The 26,539-nt window shown below is 65.5% G+C and carries 24 protein-coding genes; 13 read left to right on the forward strand and 11 right to left on the reverse strand.

Translation table 11 applies throughout. The annotated features are described in order from the left end of the window. Positions 1 to 79 precede the first annotated feature (79 nt). Both recQ and F3J44_RS23050 read left to right on the forward strand, forming a co-directional pair. Positions 80 to 2,227 (forward strand): DNA helicase RecQ, encoded by a 2,148-nt coding sequence (gene recQ, locus F3J44_RS23045; protein WP_167059752.1) that lies wholly within the window; start codon positions 80 to 82, stop codon positions 2,225 to 2,227. Between the two features lie 139 nt (positions 2,228 to 2,366). Next, a complete protein-coding gene (locus tag F3J44_RS23050) occupies positions 2,367 to 2,804 on the forward strand; it encodes a MarR family transcriptional regulator (protein ID WP_167059759.1) in 438 nt (145 codons plus the stop codon). A gap of 164 nt (positions 2,805 to 2,968) precedes the next feature. Here F3J44_RS23050 and F3J44_RS23055 read toward each other — a convergent pair whose 3' ends face one another. Further along, positions 2,969 to 5,155: a patatin-like phospholipase family protein gene (locus tag F3J44_RS23055; protein ID WP_167059783.1), complete on the reverse strand. Its 2,187-nt coding sequence runs from the start codon at positions 5,153 to 5,155 to the stop codon at positions 2,969 to 2,971. Positions 5,156 to 5,223: 68 nt separating this feature from the next. Between F3J44_RS23055 and F3J44_RS23060 the strand changes: the two genes are divergently transcribed. Beyond that, on the forward strand, positions 5,224 to 5,505 hold the full coding sequence (locus tag F3J44_RS23060) for a SelT/SelW/SelH family protein (RefSeq protein WP_167059786.1): 282 nt from the start codon (positions 5,224 to 5,226) through the stop codon (positions 5,503 to 5,505). Here the strand turns inward: F3J44_RS23060 and F3J44_RS23065 are convergent, their stop codons facing one another. Continuing rightward, positions 5,506 to 6,390 (reverse strand): DMT family transporter, encoded by an 885-nt coding sequence (locus F3J44_RS23065; protein ID WP_167276372.1) that lies wholly within the window; start codon positions 6,388 to 6,390, stop codon positions 5,506 to 5,508. It lies immediately after the preceding gene. A gap of 169 nt (positions 6,391 to 6,559) precedes the next feature. Continuing rightward, positions 6,560 to 7,324, reverse strand: coding sequence for an AraC family transcriptional regulator (locus tag F3J44_RS30260; protein WP_167276375.1), 765 nt, complete (start codon positions 7,322 to 7,324; stop codon positions 6,560 to 6,562). A 125-nt stretch (positions 7,325 to 7,449) separates the two neighbouring features. Here F3J44_RS30260 and F3J44_RS23075 point away from each other — a divergent pair, with 125 nt between their 5' ends. Next, on the forward strand, positions 7,450 to 8,262 hold the full coding sequence (locus F3J44_RS23075; protein ID WP_167059795.1) for a UDP-2,3-diacylglucosamine diphosphatase: 813 nt from the start codon (positions 7,450 to 7,452) through the stop codon (positions 8,260 to 8,262). 18 nt (positions 8,263 to 8,280) lie between these two features. Here the strand turns inward: F3J44_RS23075 and F3J44_RS23080 are convergent, their stop codons facing one another. Beyond that, a complete protein-coding gene (locus F3J44_RS23080) occupies positions 8,281 to 8,592 on the reverse strand; it encodes a DUF962 domain-containing protein (protein WP_167276378.1) in 312 nt (103 codons plus the stop codon). Positions 8,593 to 8,747: 155 nt separating this feature from the next. Between F3J44_RS23080 and F3J44_RS23085 the strand changes: the two genes are divergently transcribed. Further along, positions 8,748 to 9,812 (forward strand): AraC family transcriptional regulator, encoded by a 1,065-nt coding sequence (locus F3J44_RS23085; RefSeq protein WP_167059801.1) that lies wholly within the window; start codon positions 8,748 to 8,750, stop codon positions 9,810 to 9,812. Here F3J44_RS23085 and F3J44_RS23090 read toward each other — a convergent pair. Further along, positions 9,769 to 11,223: a TrkH family potassium uptake protein gene (locus F3J44_RS23090; protein ID WP_167276380.1), complete on the reverse strand. Its 1,455-nt coding sequence runs from the start codon at positions 11,221 to 11,223 to the stop codon at positions 9,769 to 9,771. The genes F3J44_RS23085 and F3J44_RS23090 overlap by 44 nt on opposite strands. A gap of 102 nt (positions 11,224 to 11,325) precedes the next feature. Here F3J44_RS23090 and F3J44_RS23095 point away from each other — a divergent pair, with 102 nt between their 5' ends. Next, positions 11,326 to 11,883: an NAD(P)H nitroreductase gene (locus F3J44_RS23095; protein ID WP_167276384.1), complete on the forward strand. Its 558-nt coding sequence runs from the start codon at positions 11,326 to 11,328 to the stop codon at positions 11,881 to 11,883. 91 nt (positions 11,884 to 11,974) lie between these two features. Here F3J44_RS23095 and F3J44_RS23100 read toward each other — a convergent pair whose 3' ends face one another. From F3J44_RS23100 to F3J44_RS23120, 5 genes are all read right to left on the reverse strand, one after another. Further along, positions 11,975 to 13,309 (reverse strand): HAMP domain-containing sensor histidine kinase, encoded by a 1,335-nt coding sequence (locus F3J44_RS23100; RefSeq protein ID WP_205300091.1) that lies wholly within the window; start codon positions 13,307 to 13,309, stop codon positions 11,975 to 11,977. Between the two features lie 66 nt (positions 13,310 to 13,375). Further along, positions 13,376 to 13,792, reverse strand: a complete 417-nt coding sequence (locus F3J44_RS23105; RefSeq protein ID WP_167059813.1) for a Spy/CpxP family protein refolding chaperone — start codon at positions 13,790 to 13,792, stop codon at positions 13,376 to 13,378. A 251-nt stretch (positions 13,793 to 14,043) separates the two neighbouring features. Beyond that, positions 14,044 to 14,721: a response regulator transcription factor gene (locus F3J44_RS23110; protein ID WP_167059816.1), complete on the reverse strand. Its 678-nt coding sequence runs from the start codon at positions 14,719 to 14,721 to the stop codon at positions 14,044 to 14,046. A 130-nt stretch (positions 14,722 to 14,851) separates the two neighbouring features. Then, on the reverse strand, positions 14,852 to 15,151 hold the full coding sequence (locus tag F3J44_RS23115) for a YciI family protein (RefSeq protein WP_008091826.1): 300 nt from the start codon (positions 15,149 to 15,151) through the stop codon (positions 14,852 to 14,854). Position 15,152: 1 nt separating this feature from the next. Beyond that, a complete protein-coding gene (locus F3J44_RS23120; protein WP_167059819.1) occupies positions 15,153 to 15,746 on the reverse strand; it encodes a septation protein A in 594 nt (197 codons plus the stop codon). A gap of 67 nt (positions 15,747 to 15,813) precedes the next feature. Here F3J44_RS23120 and F3J44_RS23125 point away from each other — a divergent pair, with 67 nt between their 5' ends. From F3J44_RS23125 to F3J44_RS23150, 6 genes are all read left to right on the forward strand, one after another. Beyond that, positions 15,814 to 16,674 (forward strand): PHP domain-containing protein, encoded by an 861-nt coding sequence (locus tag F3J44_RS23125; protein ID WP_167059822.1) that lies wholly within the window; start codon positions 15,814 to 15,816, stop codon positions 16,672 to 16,674. A 13-nt stretch (positions 16,675 to 16,687) separates the two neighbouring features. Further along, the gene (locus F3J44_RS23130; RefSeq protein ID WP_167059825.1) at positions 16,688 to 17,317 is read left to right on the forward strand and encodes an L-threonylcarbamoyladenylate synthase; all 630 of its coding nucleotides are present in this window, start codon (positions 16,688 to 16,690) and stop codon (positions 17,315 to 17,317) included. 5 nt (positions 17,318 to 17,322) lie between these two features. Then, complete coding sequence (locus tag F3J44_RS23135; RefSeq protein ID WP_240158495.1) at positions 17,323 to 18,168, forward strand: ScpA family protein; 846 nt, start codon at positions 17,323 to 17,325, stop codon at positions 18,166 to 18,168. After that, positions 18,155 to 18,895, forward strand: coding sequence for an SMC-Scp complex subunit ScpB (gene scpB, locus F3J44_RS23140; RefSeq protein ID WP_167059831.1), 741 nt, complete (start codon positions 18,155 to 18,157; stop codon positions 18,893 to 18,895). Before F3J44_RS23135 ends, scpB begins: the two co-directional genes overlap by 14 nt. A gap of 217 nt (positions 18,896 to 19,112) precedes the next feature. Continuing rightward, positions 19,113 to 20,177, forward strand: a complete 1,065-nt coding sequence (rluB, locus tag F3J44_RS23145; RefSeq protein WP_167276390.1) for a 23S rRNA pseudouridine(2605) synthase RluB — start codon at positions 19,113 to 19,115, stop codon at positions 20,175 to 20,177. A gap of 668 nt (positions 20,178 to 20,845) precedes the next feature. Further along, positions 20,846 to 22,264: an amino acid permease gene (locus F3J44_RS23150; RefSeq protein ID WP_240158490.1), complete on the forward strand. Its 1,419-nt coding sequence runs from the start codon at positions 20,846 to 20,848 to the stop codon at positions 22,262 to 22,264. A gap of 156 nt (positions 22,265 to 22,420) precedes the next feature. Here F3J44_RS23150 and F3J44_RS23155 read toward each other — a convergent pair whose 3' ends face one another. After that, entirely contained in the window at positions 22,421 to 23,305 is an 885-nt protein-coding gene (locus tag F3J44_RS23155) for a LysR substrate-binding domain-containing protein (protein ID WP_167276392.1), read from the reverse strand. Between the two features lie 151 nt (positions 23,306 to 23,456). On the opposite strand from F3J44_RS23155, the gene F3J44_RS23160 reads away from it, so the two are divergent. Next, on the forward strand, positions 23,457 to 26,477 hold the full coding sequence (locus F3J44_RS23160; protein WP_167059840.1) for an FAD-binding and (Fe-S)-binding domain-containing protein: 3,021 nt from the start codon (positions 23,457 to 23,459) through the stop codon (positions 26,475 to 26,477). The last annotated feature ends 62 nt before the right edge of the window (positions 26,478 to 26,539 follow it).

Consider the following 26,539-nt stretch of genomic DNA (forward strand, 5'->3'; position numbering starts at 1 on the left):
GCTTACGCTTTAGGCGTGTGCGGGGCGGTCTTTTCGTCCAGCCTGTGTCCAGGATGGTACGGCGATTTTGGAGTTGCACATGCTCGAACAGGCTCAGCGCGTTCTCAAGGATATCTTCGGCTACGACAGTTTCCGTGGGCGCCAGGCTGCGATCATCGAATGCGTTGCCAATGGCGGCGATGCGCTGGTGCTGATGCCCACCGGCGGCGGCAAGTCGCTGTGTTTCCAGGTGCCGGGGCTGCTGCGCCCGGGCCTGACCGTGGTGGTGTCGCCGCTGATCGCGCTGATGGACGACCAGGTCGCCACCCTGGATGAACTGGGTGTGGCTGCCGCAGCGCTGAACTCCACCCTCACTGCCGAGCAGCAGCGCGACCTGGCGGGGCGCCTGCGCCGGGGCGAGGTGAAAATGCTCTACCTGGCCCCCGAGCGCCTGGTGCAGCCGCGCATGCTGGATTTCTTGCGCGACCTCGACATTTCCCTGTTCGCCATCGACGAAGCCCACTGCGTGTCGCAATGGGGCCACGACTTCCGCCCGGAATACCTGCAGTTGGGCCAGCTCGCCGAGCTGTTCCCGCACGTGCCGCGCATCGCCCTGACCGCCACCGCCGACATGCGCACCCGCGAGGAAATCGTCCAGCGCCTGCACCTGCAGGGCGCCGAACGCTTCCTGTCGAGCTTCGACCGGCCGAATATCTTCTACCGCATCGTGCCCAAGGAATCGCCACGCAAGCAGTTGATGGCATTTCTTGGCGAGCGCCGCGGCAACGCCGGCATCGTCTATTGCCTGTCGCGCAAGAAGGTCGATGAAACCGCCGCGTTTCTCTGCGACCAAGGCTTCCCGGCGCTGCCGTACCACGCCGGCCTTGCCGCTGAAACCCGCGCCGCCAACCAGCACCGCTTCCTCAACGAAGAAGGGCTGATCATGGTCGCCACCATTGCCTTTGGCATGGGCATCGACAAACCCAACGTGCGCTTCGTCGCCCACCTCGACCTGCCCAAGTCGCTGGAAGCCTACTACCAGGAAACTGGCCGTGCCGGCCGTGACGGCCTGCCTTCGGATGCCTGGATGGCCTACGGCCTGCAGGACATGGTGATGCTCAAGCAGATGCTGCAGAACTCCGAGGGCGACGAGCGCCACAAGCGCATCGAGCAGCACAAGCTCGATGCCATGCTGGCGCTGTGCGAGGAAACCCGCTGCCGTCGCCAGTCGCTGCTGGCCTACTTCGACGAAACCCTCGAACAACCCTGCGGGCACTGCGACAACTGCGTTGACCAGGTGCAAACCTGGGACGCCACCGAGCCTGCACGCCAGGCCCTGTCGGCGGTGTTCCGCACCGGCCAGCGCTATGGCGTCGGCCACCTGGTCGATGTGCTGCTGGGCAAGGACACCGAGAAGGTGCGCAACTTCGGCCACGAAAAACTCTCGGTGTTCGGCGTTGGCAAGGCGCTGGCCGAGGCCGAGTGGCGCTCGCTGTTCCGCCAGTTGGTGGCACGCGGCCTGGTGGACATCGACCTGGAAGGCTACGGCGGCCTGCGCCTGTCCGACAGCTGCCGGCCGTTGCTGCGCGGCGAGGTGAACCTGCAGTTGCGCCGCGACCTCAAGCCACAAACCGTGGCCAAGTCGTCCTCCAGCAGCGGTGGCAGCCCGGCCAGCCAACTGGTGCGCGGCGAAGAGCGCGAGCTGTGGGAGGCGCTGCGCACCTTGCGGCGCAAGTTGGCCGAGGAGCACAGCGTGCCGCCTTATGTCATCTTCCCCGACTCGACCCTGCTGGAGATGCTGCGCAGCCAGCCGACCAGCCTCAGCGACATGGCCCAGGTCAGCGGCGTGGGGGCGCGCAAGCTGGAGCGCTATGGCCAGGCCTTCCTCGAAGTACTCAACGGCGCCGGCGGCACCGAGGAGGCGCCGAAGGTGGTGCTCGACCTGCGCCACGAGCTGGTCAGCCTGGCCCGTGCCGGCATGACCCCGGCGCAAATCGCCGGCCAGCTCAATTGCAGCGAGAAGAATGTCTACAGCCTGTTGGCCGAAGCCCTTGGCCGCCAGGAACTGAGCCTGGAGCAGGCGCTGGATCTGCCCGAAGACCTGTTGATGGAAGTGCAGGACGCCTTCCTGGACGGCGAGGGCGAGCTGCCGCCGGTGTCGGCCATTGCCCCGCTGTTCGCTGGTCGGGTGCCGGAAGGCGTGCTGTATTGCGTGCGCGCGGCCTTGGCGGCGGAGTTCGAACTCTGATCGAAGCCATTTCGGGCAAGCGCTGGCCGTTGTCATCCTTTTTGACGATTATCGGACGTTTCCGGGGCTGGCAGCCTTGCTTGAAGGGCTGGAGCATGGTTAGCTAACTAATAATTAGTTCTATTCAATTGAGTTGCTTATGCCCTTGACCGACAACCAACACCGCTTCGGCATGCAGCTGGCCCAGATGTCCCGGGGCTGGCGCGCCGAGCTGGACCGCCGCCTGGCCGGGCTCAACCTGTCCCAGGCGCGTTGGCTGGTGTTGCTGCACCTGGCCCGCTTCGACGAGGCGCCGACCCAGCGTGAGCTGGCGCAGAGCGTGGGTGTCGAGGGCCCAACCCTGGCGCGTTTGCTCGACAGCCTGGAGAGCCAGGGGCTGGTGCGGCGCCAGGCGGTGCTGGAAGACCGTCGGGCGAAGAAAATTCAGCTGTGCCCACCGGCCAAGCCGCTGATCGAGCAGATCGAAACCATCGCCAATGCCTTGCGCCTGGAGCTGTTCACCGGGGTGGACGAGGCAGACCTGGAAGTGTGCATGCGCGTGCATGCCAAGATTCTCGCCAACCTCGAGAAGACCTGAAGCATCCGTTGGCGGTGCCCCGGTAGGAGCGAGCAGAGCTCGCGATGGGGCGTGCAGCGGCCCCGGGCTTTCAGCCTCGCAGCACATGATGCCGGGGCTGCTTTGCAGCCCATCGCGAGCTCTGCTCGCTCCTACCCGCCCATCTCCTGCCCGGAGCGCGCGAGCTAGAAGGTATGCCCCAGGTTCAGGTACACCGCATGCTCATGGGCACTGTTGGCCCCATAGCTGAGGTTCAACGGCCCCAGCGGCGTCTCCAACCCCAGGAATACGCTGGCTGCGTTGATATAGCCACTGTCGAATTCGTTGTCGTTGTTCCACGCCCGCCCACGCTCCAGCGAGCCGCCGATGTAAAGCGGGAAGTCCAGCGGCAGGTACGCCCGTGGCGTCAGCCGCCGGTAGTACACCATCCGCACCAGGCTGATGTTCTGCCCTGACACCGAGTCCTGGCGGAACCCCGACAGCTCCCGCGCGCCCCCCATCACGAAGCTCGATGTCACCACTTCGGAGTCGTCCAGCGTGCGCCCGTAGCGCCCGCCGAGCACGAAGGTGTCCGGCCCGCTGCTCAGGGCCTTGTCCAGGTTCAGCAGCCACTGGCGGTATTGCTGGTCGGAATCCAGCGACTTGTCGTACTTGCGCAGGGTCAGGCTGATGTCTTCGCCGCTGTGGGGGAAGTACACGTTATCGAAGGTGTCGTAGGAGTACTTCAGCTCATAAAAGCCCTCGTTGAAGCTCACGCTGGGCGCGTTCTGGTCGCCAATGCGCACATCGGCCTTGCCCCAGGCCTTGCCCACGCCCAGGCGCACTTCGCCGTAGGTGCTGATCTGCCGGCCCACGTTAAGGCCGAAGCCGTAGCGTTCCAGGCGGTACTCGGCGATGGGGTCGTTGTCCAGGGTGGCCTCGATGTTCTGCGAGCCGAAGTCCAGGTAGGGGGCAATGAAGTAGCGCGAGCCAACGTCCAGCGGCTGGTAGAACTCGCTGTACAGCTCCTGCTGGTCGCCAATCTGGGCGCGGGTCAGCCATTCGGCGCCCAGGCGGTTGATGCCGTTGACCCGGTAGCTGGCGCCGAGGTTGAAGGCGCTGTCGCCGCGCAGGTCATCGGACAGATTCAGCCCCAGGCGCAGGTAATCGGTGCCGCCGCGCTTGCCGCGGGCGTTGATCACCAGGGTGTTGTCGTCGCCCTTGTGCACCACGCGGTATTGCACCCGGTCGAAGTAGTCCAGGCCGTACAGGGTGCCCATGTCGGTTTGCAGGCGGTCGAGCAGCAGGGGTTCGCCGATCGGCTGGCGGATGTAGTAGCGGATCACATCGTCGCTGACCTTGGAGTCGTTTTCGATGCGGATCGCGGTGATCACCGGCGTGCGCTGGCGGGGTGATCGCGCCACGGCCAGGCTGGCGTCGCCCTCGGGCTGGCGCAGCGCGGCCAGGCGTGGGCCGAGCAGTTGGGTGGCACGGTAACCGGCGTCGATCATGTCCTGGGCCCGGCCAAAGTCGGTGACGCCGAAGGCGGCAAGCTGCGGCTGGATGAGGATATCGTCGCGCTGGAGGCTGGCCAGTTGCTCCTCGGAGTTGCGCCGGGTCATCAGGGTGATCGATTGGTTGAGCACATCCACCACGGTGGCCAGCTGCTTGCGGTCGCGCAGCGGCGTGCCGATGTCTACCACGATGGCCAGGTCGACGCCCATGTCGCGGGCCACGTCCAGGGGGATATTGTCGGTCATGCCGCCGTCCACCAGCAGCCGGCCATCGAGCTCCACCGGGGCGAACACTGCCGGGATTGACATGCTGGCGCGGATCACCTGGGGCAGGTGGCCGCGGCGGAACACCACTTTTTCGCCACTGGCGATGTCGGTGGCCACGGCGCGGAAGGGGATGGGCAGCTTGTCGAAGTCGCGGGTGTCAGCGGTATGGGCCAGTTTGCTTTCCAGCAGTAGTGCCAGGTTTTGGCCTTGGATCACCCCCAGTGGCAGGCCGAGGCTGCCGTCATCGCGAAAGCTCAGCTTCTGCTTGACCAGAAAATCACGGTCGTCCTGCTTGCGGCGAAACGGCACGTCCTTGCGCGGCGGGGCATCGGACAGCGCCTGTTGCCAGTCCAGGGTGGTGGCGAGGGTTTGCAGCTCCTCGACACTGTAGCCCGAGGCATACAGCCCGCCGATCACCGCGCCCATGCTGGTGCCGGCGATGGCATCGACGCGCACCCCCTGCTCCTCCAGGGCCTTGAGCACGCCAATGTGCGCCAGGCCCCTGGCGGCGCCGCCAGACAACACCAGGCCGACCTTGGGCCGCTTGGCCTCGGCGGCAAGTACGGGGAAGCAGAGCAGCGTGATGAGAAAGCAGAACAGCAGGCGGCGCATCGTGAGTCTCAAACCGAAGGCGAAAGACCGCTAGTATAAGCGGCCCCTCACCTGGAGATGCTTCAGCCATGGCCCACAGCAAGCCCGAAATTGTCATCACCTATTGCACCCAGTGCCAGTGGCTGCTGCGCGCCGCCTGGCTGGCCCAGGAACTACTCAGCACCTTTGCCGACGACCTGGGGCGGGTGGCGCTGGTGCCGGGCACCGGCGGCGTCTTCCACATCAGTTGCGACGGCGTGCAGATCTGGGAGCGCAAGGCCGACGGCGGTTTTCCCGAGGCCAAGGCACTCAAGCAGCGGGTGCGCGACCAGATCGACCCGCAGCGCGACCTGGGCCACAACGACCGTTGATCAGGCGCCCTCAGCTACGGCCTTCGGCGCAGGTTCCGCGCCCAGGCGGCTGGACAGCACGATGGCAAAGATGATCAGCGCGCCGCCCAGCAGCATGCGCAGGGTCGGGGTTTCGGCGAACACCAGCCAGGCCACGGCAATCCCGTAGACCGGCTCCATGCCGAACACCACCGCTGCCGTGCGCGCCTTGATCACCGCCAGGCTGGCGACGAACAGGCTGTGGGCGACGCCGGTGCAGAAGATGCCGAGCAGGGCAATCCACAGCCAGTCCATGGCCGCCACCTGGCCCAGGCCTGGCGCTGCGAATGGCAACAGGCACAGGCCGACCACCAGGTTTTGCCACAGCGCCGCCTGCACCGCCGGCAGGCGCCCGGAGCCGGCGCGGTTGGTCAGTGACAGCAGCGAGAACAACAGCCCCGAGAGCAGCGCCCAGAGCAGGCCACCGGTGGCCTGGCTGGCCAGGTCGAATGCCGGGGTGACCAGCACCAGGCCGATGCTGACCAGCAGCACCAGGACGGCTTCGTTGCGGCGGATGCATTCACGGAACAGCAGGCCTTCGAGGATGACGGTGAAGGCCGGGAAGCTGGCGAAGCCGAGGGTGGCAATGGCCACGCCACCGACCTTCACGGCAATGAAGAAGCTGACCCAGTGCCCGGCCAGCAGCACGCCACCAAGCAGCAGGCGGCGCACGTCGCGGCTGCTCAAGCGTTGCCAGCCGGGGCCGGTGAGGCTGGCGAACAGAGCCAGGGCGAGCACGGCGAACGCGGCGCGGCCGAAAACGATGATGGCTGGGCTGGCGCTGGCGGCGAGCTTGCCGAAAACGCCGGTCAGGCCGAAGAACAGCGCGCCGATGTGCAGGGCGCCGAGGGCGGTGCGGTGGTTCATTGCAAGTCCTTGATCGTGGCTGGCCTTGCCGGCCCTTTCGCGGGGCAAGCCCGCGCCTACAAACGCCCCGCGAAAACGGATCCCTGTAGGAGCGGGCTTGCCCCGCGAAAGGGCCGGCACAGGCGCAGTGTAAACCCTCAGTCAGCCCCTTTCTGTCGCCATCCTGCCGTCAGTTATCGCCAGACTCGCGCCGCAAGCCCAAGGGAGAGCACCCAAACGCCCGCAACATCGCCGCCGAAAACGCACTCTGCGAGCCATACCCCACCTGCGCCGCAATCTCCCCCATCGGCAAGCGCGTCTGTTCCACCAGCCGCCGCGCCTTGAGCAACCGCCGCTGGCGTATATAGTCCATCGGTGTCATGCCGCATTCAGCGCTGAAGCGCGCATGCAGCCGGGTGGCGGACAACCCGGCAATCCGCGCCAGGTCGGCCACCTGCAGCGGGTGCGCGGCATGCCGCTCGATGTGCGCATCGAACGCGGCATACGGCAAGCGCGGGCTGGGGGAAACCTGCGCCGCAGCCGTGGGGTTGAGGCTGGCCAGCAGCAATACCGCGCCTTGCCGGGCGATCAGCGGGTCGTCCATGGGGCTTGCCGCCAGCCAGTCCACCAGTTGCTGCTGGCGGTGATCCAGGCCAATCGCGCCCGCTTGGTCGAGCAGCCGCCGGCTGGCCTCGGCATGGGCACCCAGTTGCTCGTGCAGCCAATGCTCGCCCGGCACATCCAGCACCAGGCAATCGCTGCCGGCATCGCTGCCGCAGGTGTGGTGGGCGCTGGCAGGCACCACGATCAGGCCCTGGCGGTCGAGCCGGGCGCCCCGGCCCTGCACCTCGAAGTCCAGCCGCCCACGCAGGCCGAACACCAGTTGCGGGTGTTCGTGGCTGTGGGCGATCAGGTCGTCGCGGTAGTGACGCAAGGAAAGTATCGGGCCGGCCATGGGGTGTCCTCGTGGGCTGCCTACCATTGTGCCCCATCGCGTGCGCGCCATCACTCGTCACATGGCTGCCACCAACCTGTCATCTGCGCCTGCCAGTCTCCAGCAAACAGCGCCGGAGCCCGCCCATGACCCATGCCGAACTCTCACGCCCGTCGCGCAAGCAGCGCGTGCGCACTCTGTGGATTTCCGACGTGCACCTGGGCACCCGGGACTGCCAGGCCGAACACCTGTCGCAGTTCCTCAAGGGCTACCAGGCCGACCGCGTCTACCTGGTGGGCGACATCATCGATGGCTGGAAGCTGCGCGGGGGTATTTACTGGCCGCAAGCGCACACCAACGTGATCCGCCGCCTGCTGACCATGAGCAAGCGCGGCACCGAAGTGATCTACGTCACCGGCAACCACGACGAGTTCCTGCGCCGCTACTCGAAGCTGATCCTGGGCAACATCCAGCTGGTGGACGAGGCCGAGCACCTGACCGCCGACGGGCGCCGGCTGCTGGTAATCCACGGCGACCAGTTCGACGTGATCACCCGCTACCACCGCTGGCTGGCGTTTCTGGGCGACCGCGCCTACGAATTCACCCTGGTGCTCAACCGCTGGCTCAACCATTGGCGTGCCCGCTATGGCTACGGTTACTGGTCGCTGTCGGCGTACCTCAAGCACAAGGTCAAGGGCGCGGTGAACTTCATCAGCGACTTCGAGGACGCCATTGCCCACGAGTGCACCCGGCGCGGCTTTCACGGCGTGGTGTGCGGGCACATTCACCACGCCGAAATCCGCCAGGTAGGGGAGGTGGAATACCTCAATTGCGGCGATTGGGTGGAATCGTGCACGGCGCTGATCGAGCACTGGGACGGCAGCATCGAGCTGTACCGCCTGGCCGATGCCCAGGCACGCCAGGCCGAGCAGGCAGCAGCCGTGCGCGAACCCGCCTGAGCAGGCGCAGGCCGCGGCCTACAGGCTTATCCTGCCCAGCAGAATGTCGCGGAACATGGCGAAATCACCGACCAGGCTGTACCAGGGATGGCTGAAGGTGGCCGGTCGGTTCTTCTCGAAAAAGAAATGCCCCACCCAGGCGAAGCCGTACCCGCACACCGGCACCGCCAGCAGCAACCACCACTTGCCACTGCCCAAGGTGTAGCCCAGCAAGGCAATCACCAGGCTGGTGCCGATGAAGTGCAGGCGCCGGCAGGTCGGGTTGTTGTGTTCTCCCAGGTAGTACGGATAGAACTCGGCGAAACTGCGAAACGGCGCGGCGGGGGTCATGGGCAGTGCTCCGGGTTGATCGCTCTTGTACAGGATACACGGCATGGAGCCTGAATCGAGTCTAGAGTCATTGGCGGTGCCGGCCAGTGACAATGGGCGCCAAATGAGTATCCTTGAGGTTCACCGCACGAAGCGGTCAGCATAAGAAGTCTGTCATGAGTGAAAGAACCACCTCAGCCAGCTGGGCATCAGGGATTGTCAAGGCGCTGGAACTGGAAGGGCTCGATTGCCCGGCCATGTTCAAGCAGCTGGGCCTGGACTTCGCAGCGCTGGATGACCCGGATGCGCGCTTCCCGCAAGACTCGATGACGCGCCTGTGGCAACTGGCGGTCGAGCTGTCGGGCAACGAGGCGATTGGCCTGAACATGGCGCGGGTGGTACGCCCGGCATCGTTCCATGTGGTCGGCTATGCCTTGATGTCCAGCCGCACCCTGGCCGAAGGTTTCGAGCGCCTGGTGCGCTACCAGCGCATCATTGCCGAAAGCTCCGACTTAAGCTTCGTGCTCGGTGCCGAAGGTTATTCGCTGATCCTGACCGTGCACGGCGATCACCTGCCACCTACCCGGCACAGTGCCGAAGCCTCGCTGGCCTGCGCCCTGGCCCTGTGCAAATGGCTCAGCGGCCGGCCGGTGCAGCCGCGCCGGGTGCTGGTGCAGGGGCCGCAGCCCAAGGACGTGGAGCCCTACAAGGTCGCCTTTCATTCACCCCTGGTGTTCGATGCGCCGCACGATGCGCTGCTGTTCGAGCGGGCCGACATGGAGGCGCCGCTGCCCACCGCCAACGAAGCCATGGCCATCCTGCATGACCGTTTTGCTGGCGAGTACCTGGCGCGGTTTTCCGAAAGCCGGGTGACCCACCGGGTGCGCCAGGTGCTGTGCCGCATCCTGCCCCAGGGCGAGCCCAAGCGGGAAACCCTGGCCCAGGCCCTGCACCTGTCCCAGCGCACCTTGCAGCGCCGGCTGCAGGAGGAGGGCACGAGCTTCCAGGCGCTGCTCGACGATACCCGCCGCGAGCTTGCCGAACAGTACCTGGCGCAGCCTGGCATGACGTTGCTGGAAACCGCCTACCTGCTGGGTTTTGCCGACCCTAGCAACTTCTACCGGGCGTTTCGCCGCTGGTTCGACGAAACCCCCAGCGAATACCGCGCCCGCCGCCTGGGCGCGGAGCCTGCCGAGGTCAGTGGCGCCAAAACGCCGGCATGCACAACACCAGCACCGTGATGATTTCCAGGCGGCCCAGCAGCATGCCGGCCGCCAGCACCCACTTGGCCGCATCGGGCAATGTCGAGTAGTTGCCCGATGGTCCGACCACCTCGCCCAGCCCAGGGCCGACGCCAGACACCGTGCCGGCCGCGCCGGTGAGTGCGGTCATCCAGTCCACGCCCAGCAGCGACAGCAGCAGGGCCATCACGCAGATGGTGATGGCGAAGAAGAAGGAAAAGGTCAGGATCGAGCGCACGATCTCTTCGTCGAGGCGGTGGCCGTTGTACTTCTGCTTGATCACCGCGCGGGGGTGGATTAGCTGGTTGAGGCTGGCCTTGAGCAGGATGTAGGCCACCTGGAAGCGGAAAATCTTGATGCCGCCTGCGGTGGAGCCGGAGCAGCCGCCGACGAAGCCCAGGTAGAAGAACAGCATCAGCGAGAAATTGCCCCACAGGCTGTAGTCACCCAGGGCGAAGCCGGTGGTGGTGACCACCGAGGTAACGTTCAGTGCCACGTGGCGCAGGGCGTCGAGCCAATGCAGGTTGGTGGTGTACCAGTACCAGGTGCCCAGCACGATCCAGGTCACCACCAGCATGCCCAGCAGGCCCTGCACCTGCTGGTCGCGGATCAGTGCCTTGCGGTTGCCGCGCAGGGTGGCCACGTACAGGGTGAACGGCAGGCTGCCGAGGATCATCACCACCACCGCCACCCAGTGCACGGCGGGAATGTCCCATTTGGCCAGCGACTGGTCGGAGGTCGAGAAGCCCCCGGTGGAGATGGCCGACATGGCGTGGTTGATGGCATCGAACGGGCTCATGCCGGCCCACCAGAAGGCCAGGGCGCCGAAGATCGAGAAACCGACATACACGCCGACGATCGACTTGGCGACCATGTGCGAGCGCGGCATGACCTTTTCCGAGCGGTCCGATGACTCGGTCTGGAACAGGCGCATGCCACCGATGCGCAGCAGCGGCAGAATCGCCACCGCCATGGCGATGAAGCCGATGCCGCCGAGCCAGTGCAGCATCGAGCGCCACATCAGGATGCCCGGTGACATGGTGTCCAGGCCGCTGAGCACCGTGGCGCCGGTGGCGGTGATGCCAGACATGCTTTCGAAGAAGGCGTCGGTGTAGCTGATGTGCTGGGTCAGCAGGAAGGGCAGGGCGGCGAACACGCACACCACCACCCAGCTGCTGACCGTCAGCAAGTACATGTCGCGGGGGCGCAGGTGCACGTGCTCGGGGCGCCCGGGAATCACCAGGGCCAGGCCAGCGATGAAGGTGATCAGGCTTGACCAGAGAAACGACGGCATGTCGCCGGTGCGTTCGAAGATCACCAAGGTCGCCATGGGCACGGCCATGCCGACGGCCAGGGTTATCAGGAAGATGCCGATGATGAAACCAATGATCCTTAAGGTCGGCAACGCCATGTGATCTGCTCTGACTCGAAACGGAAGGGCGCCATTCTACCTATGGGTCTGGTGATGTAAACGCTAGAATGGCCGCACATTTACCTGCCAGGAGGGTAGCCGATGGAGGCTCTCGACGCATTGCTCAACCGTGTTTCCGTGCCACGCCTGACCGAACCTGCACCCAACGACGCCCAGCGCGAGGCGCTGTTCCAGGCCGCCTTGCGGGCGCCGGACCACGGCCAGTTGCGGCCGTGGCGTTTCCTGACCATCGAGGGCCAGGGGCGCGAGAAGCTCGGTGAGCTGTTCGCCCAGGCGCTGCAGCACAAGGGTGACGCCACCCCGGCGGCGCTGGACAAGGCACGCGCCATGCCGCTGCGTGCGCCGCTGCTGATCGTGGTGATCGCCAAGCTGCAGGACCATTACAAGGTGCCCAAGTCCGAGCAGCGCCTGGCGGCCGGCTGCGCGGCCCATGGCATTCTGATTGCGGCGCATGCCCAGGGCATCGGCGCGGTATGGCGCACTGGCGATATGGCCTTCGATGCCCATGTGCACCAGGGGTTGGGGCTTTCGGAGAACGAGGAGTTGACCGGCTACCTGTACCTCGGCACGCCGATGGCCGAGCCACGTACGGCGCCGATTCTGGAAACGGCTGAGTACGTCAGCGCCTGGGGCGAATAACGCGCAGGCTTCTTCGCGGGCAAGCCCGCTCCCACAGGGCACTGTAGGAGCGGGCTTGCCCCGCGAAAGGGCCGGCAAACCCAATATCACCTCAACTGCCCGTCGCCACCACCAGCGGCAACTCCAAGCGGGCCACGAACCCACCCTGCGGATGGTTCTCCAGCTGCAGGCTGCCGCCATGGCGTTCGGCGGCCTTGCGCGCAATCGCCAGCCCCAGCCCATGCCCGGCCGCTTCCTGCCCCGGCGCCCGGAAGAACGGCTCGCCCAGCTGCGCCAAGTGTTCCGGCGCCGCCCCCGGCCCATGGTCGCGCACACTCAGCACAACCTTGTCCTGCTCACGCAGCGCGCCAATCTCCAGTGGTTGACCCACCGGGTTGAAGCGCAGCGCATTGCGTACCAGGTTATCCACGGCCCGTTCAATCAGCGTTGGCCAGCCCTGCAGGGTCAGCCCCGGCTGTGCTTCGAGTTTCACCTCCTGTTCCGGCGCACTGAGCTGGGCGTCCTTGCGCACGCTGCCCAGCAGCGCGTTGAGGTCGACCGTTTCGGCGTGGGCCTGCTCGGCATCGACCCGGGCCAGGGTGAGGATTTCGCTGATCAGGTCCTCCAGGCGGTCGCACTCACGGGTCAGGCGCGGCCACAGGGCCTGGCGCTGCTCGGCTTCGGCACGCTCGGCCAAGGCCAGGGCGATGCGCAGGCGCGCCAGGGGCGAGCGCAACTCGTGGGACACGTCGCGCAGCAACTGGCGCTGGCTGCCGATCAGGCTCTGCAGGCGTGCGCCCATCTTGTTGAAGTCCTTGGCCAGCACGCCGAATTCGTCGCGGCGCACCGCCAGGCGGGCCAGGCTGTTCTGCTGGTAGCTGGCCTGGCCGAGGTCGTGCACTGCGCTGCGCAGGCGGCTGAGCGGGCGGGTGATGGACAGGGTCACCAACAAGCTGAACAGGGTCAGCACCACCAGGGCGATCCCCAGCGCACTAAGCGGCCAGAGCAGGCTTTCACGGTGCCAGGCCTCCAGTTCAGGGTGCGGGATGCGGTAGATCAGCAGGTAGGTTTCGCCGCTGTCGGGGCTGGTGTATTCCTCGGTCAGGCGGCGCCAGGGCAAGCGGCGTTCATCGTTGTGCTGGCGCGCTTCGAACGCTGCGGCACGGCGCGGGAAGGTGCCGGGCACCAAGGCCTCGCCGCTGTCGTCGAGCACCTGCACGTCGATCTTGTAACGCTGCTTGCGCCGTTCGAGGAAGGCCTGCGCCGAGTCCAGCCCTTCCTGCTCGTAATGCTTGGCCCAGTGGCTGGCCAGGGTGTTGAGGCCCGGGTGGCGGCTGAGGATCCAGGCGTCCTGGTTGAGCATGTGGCCCAGCAGGATCGACAGGCCGGCAACCAGGGTGATGGCCAGCCAGAAGCTCGCCAGGATGCGCCAGAACAGAGAACGCAAGAGCACCTCCTGTAAAACGGGAAAAGCCCGGCCCGCGCGAGGCGGGCCGGGCATTGTGCGGGAAGCTTACTGGGCCTTGGCGGCTTTTGCAGCTTTCCAGGCTTGGAACTCTTTCCATTCAGCCCTGCGGGCTTCGCGTTCCTTTTGCAGCTCGTCGAACTTCTTCTGCTGGTCAGGCTTGAGCAGGGCGCGTACCTGGCTGTCGGTCTTGTCGTGGCTGGCCTTGAGTTCGTCCTTCATGGCTTTCTGGTCGGCTGCCGGCAGCTTGTTCAGGTAGTGTTCGGTGATGTCGCGGCGTTGCTTCATCTGCTCGCCCATCAGCTTGCCGATCTGCTGGCGCTGGTCGCGGCTCAGGTCCAGTTGGGCGAAAGGCGCATCACCGCGGTGATGCGGGCCGTCGTGACGCGGGCCGCCTTCAGGCATGGCCATGGCCACGGTCGGCAGGGCGGCGGCGAACATCAGGGCGATAAGGGTCTTGCGCATGGTGTCTCTCCTGTCATGGGCCGGTGTTTACCGGATGAGCTCAGTCTAGGGAGATAGAGGTCAAGCGCAGTCAGCCGAGGGTAAAGGCAGGGTAAAGATGCAGGCTACTTTCTCCACCCCGCCCTGCAGGCTGCGATCCCTTGTAGGAGCGGGCTTGCCCCGCGAACACCGGCGTAGCCGGTGCCATGAACCGCGTCGCCTGCTTCGCGGGTCAAGCCCGCTCCTACAGAGTCCGGGTAAGGGCGCAAGCTTCAGAGGCTGTAGTAGTACCCACGGCTGCGCAGCGCCACGATCCGTGCCCGGCCATCGGCATGCGGGCCGATTTTCTTGCGCAGGTTGCTGACATGCATGTCCAGGCTGCGGTCGTACAGGGTCAGCTTGCGGCCCAGGCCGATCTGCGCTAGCTCCTGCTTGTCCAGCGGCTCGCCTGGCTGACGCAGCAGCGCTTCGAGGATGCGGCTTTCCGACAGGGTGAGGCTCATTTCGCGGCCATCGATGCTGACCACGCCACGCACCGGGCTGAACGCCAGGTCGCCGATCTCCAGCTGGGTGGTGGTGGCCGTCGGGTGGCTGCGGCGCAGCACGGCGCGCAGGCGGGCGGTGAGCTCGCGCGGGTCGCAGGGCTTGGCCAGGTAGTCGTCGGCGCCCAGCTCCAGGCCCAGGATCCGGTCCAGCGGCTCGCCGCGGGCCGACAGCATCAGCACGGGCAGCTCGGCATGCTCGCTGCGCAGTTGCTTGAGCAATTCCAGGCCGCTGCCATCGGGCAGCATCACGTCCAGCACCACCGCTGCCGGGGCCTGTTCGGCCAACGCCTGACGCGCGCTCTGGCCGTCGTGGCAGGCGCGTACGATAAACCCTTCCTGGGTCAGCCAGCTGCCGAGCAGCTCGCAAAGTTCCTGGTCATCATCAATCAGTAACAGCTCGCTCATGACTCACTCAATTCAAATCGACGGCGTCTGACGCGCGCGCCAGTGGCAAAGATACCGCAGGTTGAGGACGGACGTGCAATTTGAGCGGAGCAGGCCGCGCCGCCCCTTCTGCGGGCGGCGCGGTTGCAGGTCAGGGCAGGACTTGCTTGAAGGGTTTGACGATGACCTTGTCGTACACGCCCGCGGCAATGTACGGGTCGGCGTCGGCCCAGGCCTGGGCGGCGGCCAGGGAGTCGAACTCGGCAACGATCAGGCTGCCGCTGAAGCCGGCTTCACCAGGGTCGTTGCTGTCGATGGCCGGGTGCGGGCCGGCCAGCACCACGCGGCCTTCAGCCTTGAGCTGCTGCAGGCGCTCGATGTGCGCCGGGCGTGCGGCCAGGCGTTTTTCCAGGGAGTTCGCGACGTCGCTGGCAATAATGGCGTAGAGCATGTCAATCCTTGGGTTTGGAGGTGGAAGGGTCATCGTGCAGGTGGCGCGACAGGTACACACCCTGTGCCACCAGGAAGATCACGGTCATGCCCAGGCTGCCGAACACCTTGAAGTCCACCCAGAAGTCCTGGAAGGTGAAGGCAACGAACAGGTTGGCCGCGCCGCAGAAGATGAAAAAGGCGATCCAGGCCAGGTTCAGGCGGGCCCAGACGGCATCGGGCAGGGTCAGGGCGTGGCCCATGATGCGCTTGATCAGCACCCGGTCGCCGATGAAGTGGCTGCCGGCGAACGCCAGGGCGAACAGCCAGTTGACCACCGGCGCTTTCCATTTCAGGAAGGTTTCGCTGTGGAAGGCCAGGGTCAGGCCGCCGAACACCAGGCAGGCGACCAAGGTCAGCCACTGGCCTTTCTCCAGCTTGCGCTGGCGCAGGAACAGCACGCCGTAGACCACCAGCGAGCTTGCGATCAGCATGGCGGTGGCGCTGTAGATACCGCCGAATTCGAAGCTGTGGCCCGCCACGTCCAGCGGGCGTGGGTCGAGTTTGTAGACGATGAAGAACAGCAGCAGCGGGATGAAATCGATGAATTGTTTCACAATGGCAGCCAGAATCGGGATGTGACGGCATAATAACAAACATCGATTCCAGCGAAAGCGCTCCTCCATGAATGTTGATCTGCACTGTCACAGCACGGCCTCCGACGGCGCCCTGGCGCCTACGGACCTGGTCGCCCGGGCCCATGAGCACGGGGTGCAAACCTTGGCGCTGACCGACCACGACACCCTCGAAGGCCTGCCCGAGGCGCGCCAGGCGTGCCAGGCGCGTGGCATGCGCTGGGTCAGTGGGGTGGAATTGTCGTGCACCTGGGGCGGCGCCACCATCCATGTCCTGGGCTACGATTTCCCGCTCGATGCGCCGCCGCTGCTCGATGCCATCGCCTCGTTGCACCGGGGCCGCTGGCTGCGTGCCGAGGAAATCGACAAACGGTTGGCGGCCAAGGGTATGCCCGGCGCCCTGAACGGCGCCCGCGCCGTGCAACAGGAACTCGGCGACAGCGGCAACGCCCCGGCGCGCCCGCATTTTGCCGAGTTCATGGTGCGCGCAGGCTACGTCAAGGACCGCGGCGAGGCCTTTCGCAAGTGGTTGGGCGCCGGCAAGCTGGGCGACGTCAAGCTGCACTGGCCAACCCTTGAGGAAACTGTCGCCACCCTGCGCCAGTCCAACGCCTGGGTGAGCCTGGCGCATCCAATGCATTACGACCTGACCCGCAGCAAGCGCAGGCGGCTGATTGCCGACTATATTCAGGCAGGCGGGCAGGCACTTGAGGTGGTCAACGGGATGATGCCGGCCGAGCAGGTGGGCACGATGTCCATCCTTACCCGTGAGTTCGGCCTGCTGGCAAGCGCTGGCAGCGATTTCCACGGCCCCGGCACCTGGGGCGAGATCGGTGCCTACCGGCCATTGCCCGAGGACCTGCCACCTCTGTGGCGTCGATTCCGTCATGAACAGCCTATGGCGCTATGAACAGGATGACTTCGTGAGCCAATTTTTCCAGATTCATCCGGAAAACCCACAACCGCGGCTGATCCGCCAGGCGGTGGACATCATCCGCAAGGGCGGTGTGGTGGTCTACCCAACCGATTCGGCCTACGCCCTGGGTTGCCAGATTGGCGACAAGGCGGCGGTGGAACGGGTGCGGCGCCTGCGCGGGCTGGACAAGACCCACAACTTCACCCTGATGTGCTGCGACATGTCGCAGCTGGGGTTGTATGCCAAGGTCGACACCGGCACCTTCCGCCTGCTCAAGGCCCATGTGCCCGGCCCCTATACCTTCATCCTCAACGGCACCCGCGAAGTGCCGCGCCTGCTGCTGCATGAAAAGCGCCGCACCATCGGCCTGCGCGTGCCGGACCACGCCATCACCCTGGCGCTGCTGGCCGAGCTGGGCGAGCCGCTGATGAGCGTGAGCCTGATCCTGCCGGGCGACAGCGAGCCGATGACCGACCCATACGAAATTCGCGAGCGCCTGGAGCACCATGTGGACCTGGTGATCGACGGCGGCTTCGGCGACCTCAAGGCCTCGACCATCATCGACCTGTCCGGCGACCAGCCCGAGCTGATTCGCGAAGGCTGCGGCGACCCGACGCCGTTCATGGCCAACGTGTGAGCCAGCTGGACGTCCCCGAGGCGCCGGCCGAGCAGGCCGCTTCGCCCCAACAGTTGCAGCTGGCGCTGGTCTACGGCGAAGCCCTGACCGAAATGCCGGTGGACCTGTACATTCCGCCGGATGCCCTGGAGGTGATCCTCGAAGCCTTCGAGGGCCCGCTGGACCTGCTGCTGTACCTGATCCGCAAGCAGAACATCGACATCCTCGATATCCCGGTGGCGGAAATCACCCGCCAGTACATGGGCTACGTCGAGCTGATGAAGAGCGTGCGCCTGGAACTGGCTGCCGAGTACCTGGTGATGGCCGCGATGCTGGCCGAGATCAAGTCGCGCATGCTGCTGCCGCGTTCGGCCGAGGTGGAGGAAGAGGAGGGCGACCCGCGCGCCGAGCTGATCCGCCGCCTGCAGGAATATGAACGGTTCAAGGCCGCCGCCGAGGGCATCGACGCGTTGCCACGGGTTGGCCGGGAGGTCGTGGTGCCGCGCCTGGAAGCGCCCCAGGCCAAGGTGCGCAAGCTGTTGCCCCAGGTCAGCCTGGAGGAGCTGTTGGTGTCCATGGCCGAGGTGATGCGCCGCAACGACCTGTTCGAAAGCCACCAGATCACCCGCGAGACGTTATCGACCCGCGAGCGCATGGGCGATGTGCTGGAACGCCTCAAGGGCGGTGCCTTCGTGCCCTTCGTCGCGTTGTTCGCGCCCGAGGAAGGCAAGCTGGGCGTGGTGGTGACCTTCATGGCGATTCTTGAGCTGGTGAAGGAATCGCTGGTCGAACTGGTGCAGAATGCGCCCTTTGCGCCCATCCACGTGCGGCTGCGCCCCGAGTCTGTCGAAGAACCTGATGAACCTGAATGAACCCCGCGACCTGGCGTCGCTGATCGAGGCGTTTTTGCTCGCCTCGGGCAAGCCGCAATCCCTGGAGCGCCTGTACGAGCTGTTCGAGGAGGCCGAGCGCCCTGAGCCCAAGGTATTCAAGAAGGCCCTGGAGGTGCTGGGCAAGTCCTGCGCGGGCCGTGCCTTCGAGCTCAAGGAGGTGGCCAGCGGTTACCGCCTGCAGATCCGCGAGAGCTTCGCGCCCTGGGTAGGCCGGCTGTGGGAGGAACGCCCGCAGCGCTATTCCCGCGCGCTGTTGGAAACCATGGCGCTGATCGCCTACCGCCAGCCCATCACCCGTGGCGAGATCGAGGATGTGCGCGGCGTGGCGGTCAACAGCAACATCATCAAGACCCTGATGGAGCGCGAGTGGATTCGCGTGGTGGGCCACCGCGAGGTGCCCGGCCGCCCGGCGATGTTCGCCACCACCAAGGCGTTTCTCGACCACTTCAACCTCAAGAGCCTGGACGAACTGCCGGCGCTGGCCGAGTTGCGCGAGATGGAACCGGAGCCGCTGCTCGACCCGGACGATGCCCCGGTTCCGGCGCACCTGCAGGCCCTGGCCGACGCCAGCCTCGGGCAGGAGGAAGCAGTGGCTGAGCCGAAGGAAGAAACCAGCTTCCGCAGCCTGCTGGTGGAACTGGACCAGATGGAGGAGGGGTTGAAGACCGATTTCGATGATTTGCGTGAGCAAGAGCCAGAGGTTTGATTGCGCCTACGGGAACGGCGCAGGCCCGGTAGGAGTAAAGCTCGCGAAAGGGCCGGCCCTGCCCACCCATCACCATTAGGCAGAATTCACCCGCAAATCCCACAAAACCCTCTACCCTGCAGTGCGTTCCCCCACCGAACCGCGTATGATGCGCGGCCTTTTGGCACGCTCGTCGCCAGAATCCGATTTTTTCATGCCTACACCGGGAGGTGCCCAGATGAATGAGCAAGACCTGCAAGCAACCGAAATCACCCCGCCAGCCGGCGAAAAACTGCAAAAAGTGCTGGCCCGTATCGGCGTCGGCTCGCGCCGTGACGTCGAGGCCTGGATCAGCCAGGGCCGCATCAAGGTCAACGGCGTAGAGGCCACCCTGGGCCTGCGCGTCGACCTGCACGACGCCATCACCGTCGACGGCAAGCTGATCAAGCGCGAAGAGGCCGCCGAGGCCACCCGCCGGGTAATCATGTACAACAAGCCCGACGGCGAAATCTGCACCCGCGACGACCCGGAAGGCCGCCCGACCGTGTTCGACCGCCTGCCACGCCCGAAGGAAGGCCGCTGGATCAACATCGGCCGCCTGGACATCAACACCACTGGCCTGCTGCTGTTCACCACCGACGGTGAACTGGCCAACCGCCTGATGCACCCGTCCTACGAAATGGACCGTGAATACGCCGTGCGCGTACGCGGTGAGGTCGATGACGAGATGATCGAGCGCCTCAAGCAGGGCGTGATGCTTGAAGACGGCCCGGCCAAGTTCACCGACATCCAGAAGGCGCCCGGTGGCGAAGGCTTCAACCACTGGTACCACTGTGTGGTGATGGAAGGCCGTAACCGCGAAGTACGCCGCCTGTGGGAGTCCCAGGGCATGGTGGTCAGCCGCCTGAAGCGTGTGCGCTTCGGCCCGGTGTTCCTCAACTCCGACCTGCCGATGGGCCGCTGGCGCGAAATGAGCCAGAACGAAATCGACATCCTGGCCGCTGAGGTGGGCTTGCAGCCGGTGGCGTTGCCGGCCATGAACCTCAAGGCCAAGGACAAGATGGAGCGCCTGCAGCGCAAGTCGACCCGGCCGATGGGGCGCAACGAGCGCGTGCGCAGCCTGCGCCCGGCCCATGAAGCCGGTGCCGCCGAGCGCCCTGCGCGTCAGCCGCGCGAAGAGGCACCGCGCAAGGGTAGCCGTGGCAGCGCCGTGGCCGAACGCCCAAGCGAGATGCGCAAGCGCCCCGCCAAGCCAGACGGTGACAAGCCGGCAGGCCGTGGCCGCGGCAAGCCGCGTGGCTGATCGCCCGGCGTAAGCCAGAAAAAACCAGACTTCGGTCTGGTTTTTTTATGCCCGCCCCCCCTGTAGGAGCGGCCTGGTGCCGCGAATGGGCCGCAAAGCGGCCCCAACCTATTGAACAAAAAGAATTTTTCGGACGACTGGCAAGTTCTCGAACCACTCTGTAAAGAAATTTATACACAAGCCCCCGATTTCCCCCGCCAATCCCGATTTTTCCGATTCGCGTAAACAAAACTTGCCGCCCCGCCGCCCGCCAGCGCCCGCCGCCGCACCCACCCCATCTTGCCCAAACCCCCGTACCACGGTGTTATAGCCGCCATTGCCACGTGCAAAAGCCCGACCGCAGAGCCGGGCCTATAGAACAACAAATGGAGGCGCCATGTACGCCGATCAGCTCGCCTTCAAAGGCACCTACCACAGGACCGCTGCGTTTTTTCCCGAGGAAACGATGCAACGCGTTGACGCCTGCGCGTTTGCAGGGGTATACAGTGCGCCGCGTTTTACCTGTGACCCCCTTGCGTACCGCGCACTCTTGCCTGTTCCCGGTTGATCCGCCCCGGCGCCACCCGTTGGTAAGAAACCCAAGGTAACCACCTTGCCCATTCCGCTGCGCCACGAGCGCGGTGGGTCCGATTCCGTCACAGATAAAAACAATGCAGGTGACTTCGTTCATGAGTGGACAAAACATGCCTTCAGGCGAGCTCAAGCGCGGCTTGAAGAACCGTCATATCCAGTTGATCGCCCTCGGTGGCGCGATTGGTACCGGCCTGTTCCTCGGCTCGGCAGGCGTGATGAAATCCGCCGGCCCGTCGATGATCCTCGGCTACGCCATCTGCGGCTTCATCGCCTTCCTGATCATGCGCCAGCTCGGCGAGATGATCGTCGAAGAGCCGGTGGCCGGCTCCTTCAGCCACTTCGCGCACAAGTACTGGGGCGGCTTCGCAGGCTTCCTGTCGGGCTGGAACTGCTGGGTGCTGTATATCCTGGTGGGCATGTCGGAGCTGTCGGCGGTGGGCAAGTACGTGCATTACTGGTGGCCGGAGATCCCTACCTGGGTCACGGCGGCAGCGTTCTTCCTGCTGATCAATGCCATCAACCTGATGAACGTGAAGTTCTTCGGTGAGGCCGAGTTCTGGTTCGCCATCATCAAGGTCGCGGCAGTGGTCGGCATGATCGGCCTGGGCGCCTACCTGCTGACCAGCGGCCACGGCGGCCCGGATGCCTCGATCAGCAACCTGTGGAGCCACGGCGGCTTCTTCCCCCACGGCGTCAGCGGGCTGGTGATGGCCCTGGCATTCATCATGTTCTCCTTCGGCGGCCTGGAAATGCTCGGTTTCACCGCTGCCGAGGCCGACAAGCCGAAAACCGTGATCCCCAAGGCGATCAACCAGGTCATCTACCGCATCCTGATCTTCTATGTGGGCGCCCTGGTGGTGCTGTTGTCGCTGACCCCGTGGGACAGCCTGGTGGCCAGCATCGATGCCTCCGGCGGCAGCTACGGCAGTAGCCCGTTCGTTCAGGTGTTCTCGCTGCTGGGCAGCGATGTGGCCGCCAACCTGCTGAACTTCGTGGTGCTGACCGCCGCGCTGTCGGTGTACAACAGCGGCACTTACTGCAACGCCCGCATGCTGCTGGGCATGGCCGAACAGGGTGATGCCCCGGCCGCGTTGGCCAAGGTCGACCGCCGCGGCGTACCGGTGCGCTCGATTCTGGTATCGGCTGCCGTGACCCTGATCGCGGTGCTTCTCAACTACCTGATGCCGGCCAATGCGCTGGAGCTGTTGATGTCGTTGGTGGTCGCTACCCTGGTGATCAACTGGGCGATGATCAGCTACTCGCACCTGAAATTCCGCCAGCACCTCGACCGCACCGGGCAGAAGCCGTTGTTCAAGGCGCTGCTGTACCCCTATGGCAACTATCTGGTACTGGCCTTCGTGGTGCTGATCCTGGGCATCATGCTGATGATTCCGGGTATCCAGGTGTCGGTGTACGCGATGCCAGTGTGGCTGGTGGCGATGTGGGTGGCCTACTGGCTCAAGGGCAAGCGCGGCGCCCAGGCCAACGGCGCGGCTGGTTCTGTCGCCAAATAAGTCGTCGCTGATTGAAGAAACCCGATGCCAGGGGACTGGCATCGGGTTTTTTGTTGCCTGTGCCGGCCCTTTCGCGGGGCAAGCCCGCTCCTACAAAAAAACGCGATGCGCAACCTGTAGGAGCGGGCTTGCCCCGCGAAAGGGCCGGCACAGGTGTCAAATCTGCTCCAGCAACCAACTACGAAACGCTCGCAGCGATGGCAGCGCCTCGTTGCGCGGCGGATAGATCAAGTAATAACTGCGCTGGCTGGCAAACGCCGCCCCCGGGCTGAACAGCTCGCCCTTGGCCAGCTCCTCTTCCACCAGAATCCTCGGCACCAGCCCGATGCCGATACCGGCCCGTACCGCCTGGATCAGGTGCGAGGTCAACTCGAAGCTCGGCCCCAGGCGCATGGCCCGGTGCGGCAGGCCGTGGTGGGAAAACCACTCGCCCCAGGCATGCGGGTTGTTGGCCACGTTCAGCAGCACCTCTTCGCTGATGCGCGTCGGCGCCCAGCCCTGGGCATCGGCACTGGCTTGCGGCGGCAAGATCACCAGCAGTTCCTCGGCGTGCAGCCGGTGGCAGATCAGCCCTGGCAAGTCATGGCTGGCCACACCGATGGCGGCATCGATCTCGCTGGTGTCGAAGTTGATCGCTTCGATGCGCGAGTGGATATGCACCAGCATTCCCGGGTGCGCGCCATAGAACGCATGCAGGCGTGGCAGCAGCCACTTCGAGCCAAAGGTGGGCAGGGTGGCCAGGCGCAGGGTGCCGACCCCGGACTGGTAGGCCAGGGCCTGCAGCGTGGCGCTGCGGATGCGCCCCAGGGCCTCGCTCAGCTCGCGCTGATACAGCCGGCCGACGTCGGTCAGCTGCACCTGGCGGCCTTCGCGGCGGAACAGGGTCAGGCCCAGTTGCTGCTCCAGCGCCTGCACCTGGCGGCTGACCGCGCTCTGGGTCAACGACAGCTCGGCGGCGGCGCGGGTGTAGCTTTCATGCCGGGCGGCGGCCTCGAAAGCCAGCAGCAGTGACATGGACGGTGTCAGGTGGCGGTAATTCATTCATAAAAGTCATTGATAGCGGCAGGATTATCCGTTTGCGCCTGGGGCGAAACTACAGGAACATTGGCCTACACGTCACCCCCGTGCAAGCTACCCATGCCAGGGCGACAGGATTTCCGTGAATTAGCCCATATCAAGAGGCCATCCTTCGATGATCGCCCAGCTGTCGACCCTTGCGCCGAGCGCCAACTACCCCGAATTCCTCGAAGCCCTGCGCAACAGCGGCTTCCGCGGCCAGATCAGCGCCGACTACGGCACCCGCACGGTGCTGGCCACCGACAACTCGATCTACCAGCGCCTGCCCCAGGCCGCAGTGTTCCCGCTGGACGCCGACGATGTGGCGCGGGTCGCCACGCTGATGGGCGAGCCCCGCTTCAAGGCGGTCAAGCTGACCCCCCGCGGCGGCGGCACCGGCACCAATGGCCAGTCGCTGACCGACGGTATCGTCGTCGACCTGTCGCGGCACATGAACAAGATCCTCGAAATCAACGTCGAGGAGCGCTGGGTGCGTGTGCAGGCCGGTACCGTCAAGGACCAGCTCAACGCCGCGCTCAAGCCCCATGGCCTGTTCTTCGCCCCCGAGCTGTCCACCTCCAACCGCGCCACCGTTGGCGGGATGATCAACACCGACGCCAGTGGCCAGGGCAGCTGCACCTACGGCAAAACCCGCGACCACGTGCTGGAGCTGCACAGCGTGCTGCTCGGTGGCGAGCGCCTGCACAGCCTGCCGGTGGACGATGCCGCGCTGGAGCAGGCCTGCGCCGCCCCTGGCCGGGTGGGTGAGGTGTACCGCATGGCCCGGGAGATTCAGGAAACCCAGGCCGAGCTGATCGAAAGCACCTTTCCCAAGCTCAACCGCTGCCTGACCGGCTACGACCTGGCGCACCTGCGCGACGAGCAGGGCCGCTTCAACCTCAACAGCGTGCTGTGCGGCGCCGAAGGCTCGCTGGGCTACGTGGTCGAGGCCAAGCTCAATGTGCTGCCGATTCCGAAGTACGCGGTGCTGGTCAACGTGCGCTACACCAGCTTCATGGATGCCCTGCGCGATGCCAACGCACTGATGGCGCTCAAGCCACTGTCGATCGAGACGGTGGACTCCAAGGTGCTGATGCTGGCGATGAAAGACATCGTCTGGCACAGCGTGGCCGAATACTTCCCGGCCGACCCCGAGCGCCCGACCCTGGGCATCAACCTGGTGGAGTTCTGTGGTGACGAGCCAGCCGAGGTCAATGCGCGGGTGCAGGGGTTCATCGATCACCTGCAACGCGACACCAGCGTCGAGCGCCTGGGCCACACCCTGGCCGAGGGCGCCGAGGCGGTGACCCGCGTCTACACCATGCGCAAGCGCTCGGTGGGCCTGCTGGGCAACGTCGAGGGTGAAGTGCGCCCGCAGCCGTTCGTCGAAGACACCGCCGTGCCGCCTGAACAGTTGGCCGACTACATCGCCGACTTCCGCGCGCTGCTCGACGGTTATGGCCTGGCCTACGGCATGTTCGGCCACGTCGATGCCGGTGTGCTGCACGTGCGCCCGGCGCTGGACATGAAAGACCCGGCCCAGGCCGCGTTGGTCAAGCCGATTTCCGACGCCGTGGCGGCGCTGACCAAAAGCTACGGCGGCCTGCTGTGGGGTGAGCACGGCAAGGGCCTGCGTTCGGAGTACGTGCCGGAGTACTTCGGTGAGCTGTACCCGGCATTGCAGCGCCTCAAGGGCGCCTTCGACCCCCACAACCAGCTCAACCCCGGCAAGATCTGCACCCCGCCAGACAGCGCCGAAGGCCTGACCAAGGTCGATGGGGTGACCCTGCGCGGCGACCTCGACCGCACCATCGATGAGCGCGTGTGGCAGGACTTCCCCAGCGCCGTGCACTGCAACGGCAACGGCGCCTGCTACAACTACGACCCCAACGACGCCATGTGCCCGTCGTGGAAGGCCACCCGCGAGCGCCAGCATTCGCCCAAGGGCCGTGCCTCGCTGATGCGCGAATGGCTGCGCCTGCAGGGTGAAGCCAATATCGACGTGCTGGCGGCGGCGCGCAACAAGGTGTCGTGGCTCAAGGGCCTGCCGGCGCGGCTGCGCAACAACCGGGCGCGCAGCCAGGGCCAGGAAGATTTCTCCCATGAAGTGTACGACGCCATGGCCGGCTGCCTGGCGTGCAAGTCGTGCGCCGGGCAGTGCCCGATCAAGGTCAACGTGCCGGACTTCCGCTCGCGCTTCCTGGAGCTGTACCACGGCCGTTACCAGCGCCCGCTGCGCGATTACCTGATTGGCTCGCTGGAGTTCACCATCCCGTACCTGGCCCATGCGCCGGGGCTGTACAACGCGGTGATGGGCTCGAAGTGGGTCAGCCGGTTGCTGGCCGACAAGGTCGGCATGGTCGACAGCCCGCTGATCAGCCGCTTCAACTTCCAGTCCACCCTGACCCGCTGCCGCGTCGGCGTGGCCAGCGTGCCGGCCCTGCGCGAGCTGACCCCGGCCCAGCGCGAGCGCAGTATCGTGCTGGTGCAGGATGCGTTTACCCGCTACTTCGAGACGCCGCTGTTGGCGGCGTTCATCGAGCTGGCCCATCGCCTGGGCCATCGGGTGTTCCTCGCCCCCTACAGCGCCAACGGCAAGCCGCTGCACGTGCAGGGCTTCCTCGGCGCCTTCGCCAAGGCGGCGATTCGCAACGCTACCCAGCTCAAGGCCCTGGCCGACTGCGGCGTGCCGCTGGTGGGCCTGGACCCGGCAATGACCCTGGTGTACCGCCAGGAGTACCAGAAGGTACCGGGCCTGGAAGGCTGCCCACAGGTGCAGTTGCCCCAGGAGTGGCTGATGAATGTGCTGCCCGAGCAGGCTGCTGCTGCATCGGGCAGCTTCCGCCTGATGGCCCACTGCACCGAGAAGACCAACGTGCCGGCCAGCACCAAGCAGTGGGAGCAGGTGTTCGCTCGCCTGGGCCTGAAGCTGGTGACCGAGGCGACCGGGTGCTGCGGCATGTCCGGAACCTACGGGCATGAGGCGCGCAACCAGGCGACTTCGCGGACCATCTTCGAGCAGTCGTGGGCCACCAAGCTGGACAAGGAAGGTGAGGCGTTGGCGACCGGTTATTCCTGCCGCAGCCAGGTCAAGCGCATGACCGAACGGCAGATGCGCCATCCGTTGGAAGTGGTGTTGCAGTACGCCAGGCGCTGAAGCCCTATCGCGAGCTTCGCTCCTACCAGGGTTACGCAGTCCCCCGTAGGAGCGAGCAACGC

The sequence above is a fragment of the Pantoea sp. Tr-811 genome (assembly GCF_011752535.1).
GTDB lineage: Bacteria > Pseudomonadota > Gammaproteobacteria > Pseudomonadales > Pseudomonadaceae > Aquipseudomonas.

Excerpts from the sequence above, each read along its gene's own strand:
- recQ (WP_167059752.1), top strand. The coding sequence starts at position 80 with ATGCTCGAACAGGCTCAGCGCGTTCTCAAGGATATCTTCGGCTACGAC.
- F3J44_RS23050 (WP_167059759.1), top strand. The coding sequence starts at position 2,367 with ATGCCCTTGACCGACAACCAACACCGCTTCGGCATGCAGCTGGCCCAG.
- F3J44_RS23055 (WP_167059783.1), bottom strand. The coding sequence starts at position 5,155 with ATGCGCCGCCTGCTGTTCTGCTTTCTCATCACGCTGCTCTGCTTCCCC.
- F3J44_RS23060 (WP_167059786.1), top strand. The coding sequence starts at position 5,224 with ATGGCCCACAGCAAGCCCGAAATTGTCATCACCTATTGCACCCAGTGC.
- F3J44_RS23065 (WP_167276372.1), bottom strand. The coding sequence starts at position 6,390 with ATGAACCACCGCACCGCCCTCGGCGCCCTGCACATCGGCGCGCTGTTC.
- F3J44_RS30260 (WP_167276375.1), bottom strand. The coding sequence starts at position 7,324 with ATGGCCGGCCCGATACTTTCCTTGCGTCACTACCGCGACGACCTGATC.
- F3J44_RS23075 (WP_167059795.1), top strand. The coding sequence starts at position 7,450 with ATGACCCATGCCGAACTCTCACGCCCGTCGCGCAAGCAGCGCGTGCGC.
- F3J44_RS23080 (WP_167276378.1), bottom strand. The coding sequence starts at position 8,592 with ATGACCCCCGCCGCGCCGTTTCGCAGTTTCGCCGAGTTCTATCCGTAC.
- F3J44_RS23085 (WP_167059801.1), top strand. The coding sequence starts at position 8,748 with ATGAGTGAAAGAACCACCTCAGCCAGCTGGGCATCAGGGATTGTCAAG.
- F3J44_RS23090 (WP_167276380.1), bottom strand. The coding sequence starts at position 11,223 with ATGGCGTTGCCGACCTTAAGGATCATTGGTTTCATCATCGGCATCTTC.
- F3J44_RS23095 (WP_167276384.1), top strand. The coding sequence starts at position 11,326 with ATGGAGGCTCTCGACGCATTGCTCAACCGTGTTTCCGTGCCACGCCTG.
- F3J44_RS23105 (WP_167059813.1), bottom strand. The coding sequence starts at position 13,792 with ATGCGCAAGACCCTTATCGCCCTGATGTTCGCCGCCGCCCTGCCGACC.
- F3J44_RS23110 (WP_167059816.1), bottom strand. The coding sequence starts at position 14,721 with ATGAGCGAGCTGTTACTGATTGATGATGACCAGGAACTTTGCGAGCTG.
- F3J44_RS23115 (WP_008091826.1), bottom strand. The coding sequence starts at position 15,151 with ATGCTCTACGCCATTATTGCCAGCGACGTCGCGAACTCCCTGGAAAAA.
- F3J44_RS23125 (WP_167059822.1), top strand. The coding sequence starts at position 15,814 with ATGAATGTTGATCTGCACTGTCACAGCACGGCCTCCGACGGCGCCCTG.
- scpB (WP_167059831.1), top strand. The coding sequence starts at position 18,155 with ATGAACCTGAATGAACCCCGCGACCTGGCGTCGCTGATCGAGGCGTTT.
- rluB (WP_167276390.1), top strand. The coding sequence starts at position 19,113 with ATGAATGAGCAAGACCTGCAAGCAACCGAAATCACCCCGCCAGCCGGC.
- F3J44_RS23150 (WP_240158490.1), top strand. The coding sequence starts at position 20,846 with ATGAGTGGACAAAACATGCCTTCAGGCGAGCTCAAGCGCGGCTTGAAG.
- F3J44_RS23155 (WP_167276392.1), bottom strand. The coding sequence starts at position 23,305 with ATGAATTACCGCCACCTGACACCGTCCATGTCACTGCTGCTGGCTTTC.
- F3J44_RS23160 (WP_167059840.1), top strand. The coding sequence starts at position 23,457 with ATGATCGCCCAGCTGTCGACCCTTGCGCCGAGCGCCAACTACCCCGAA.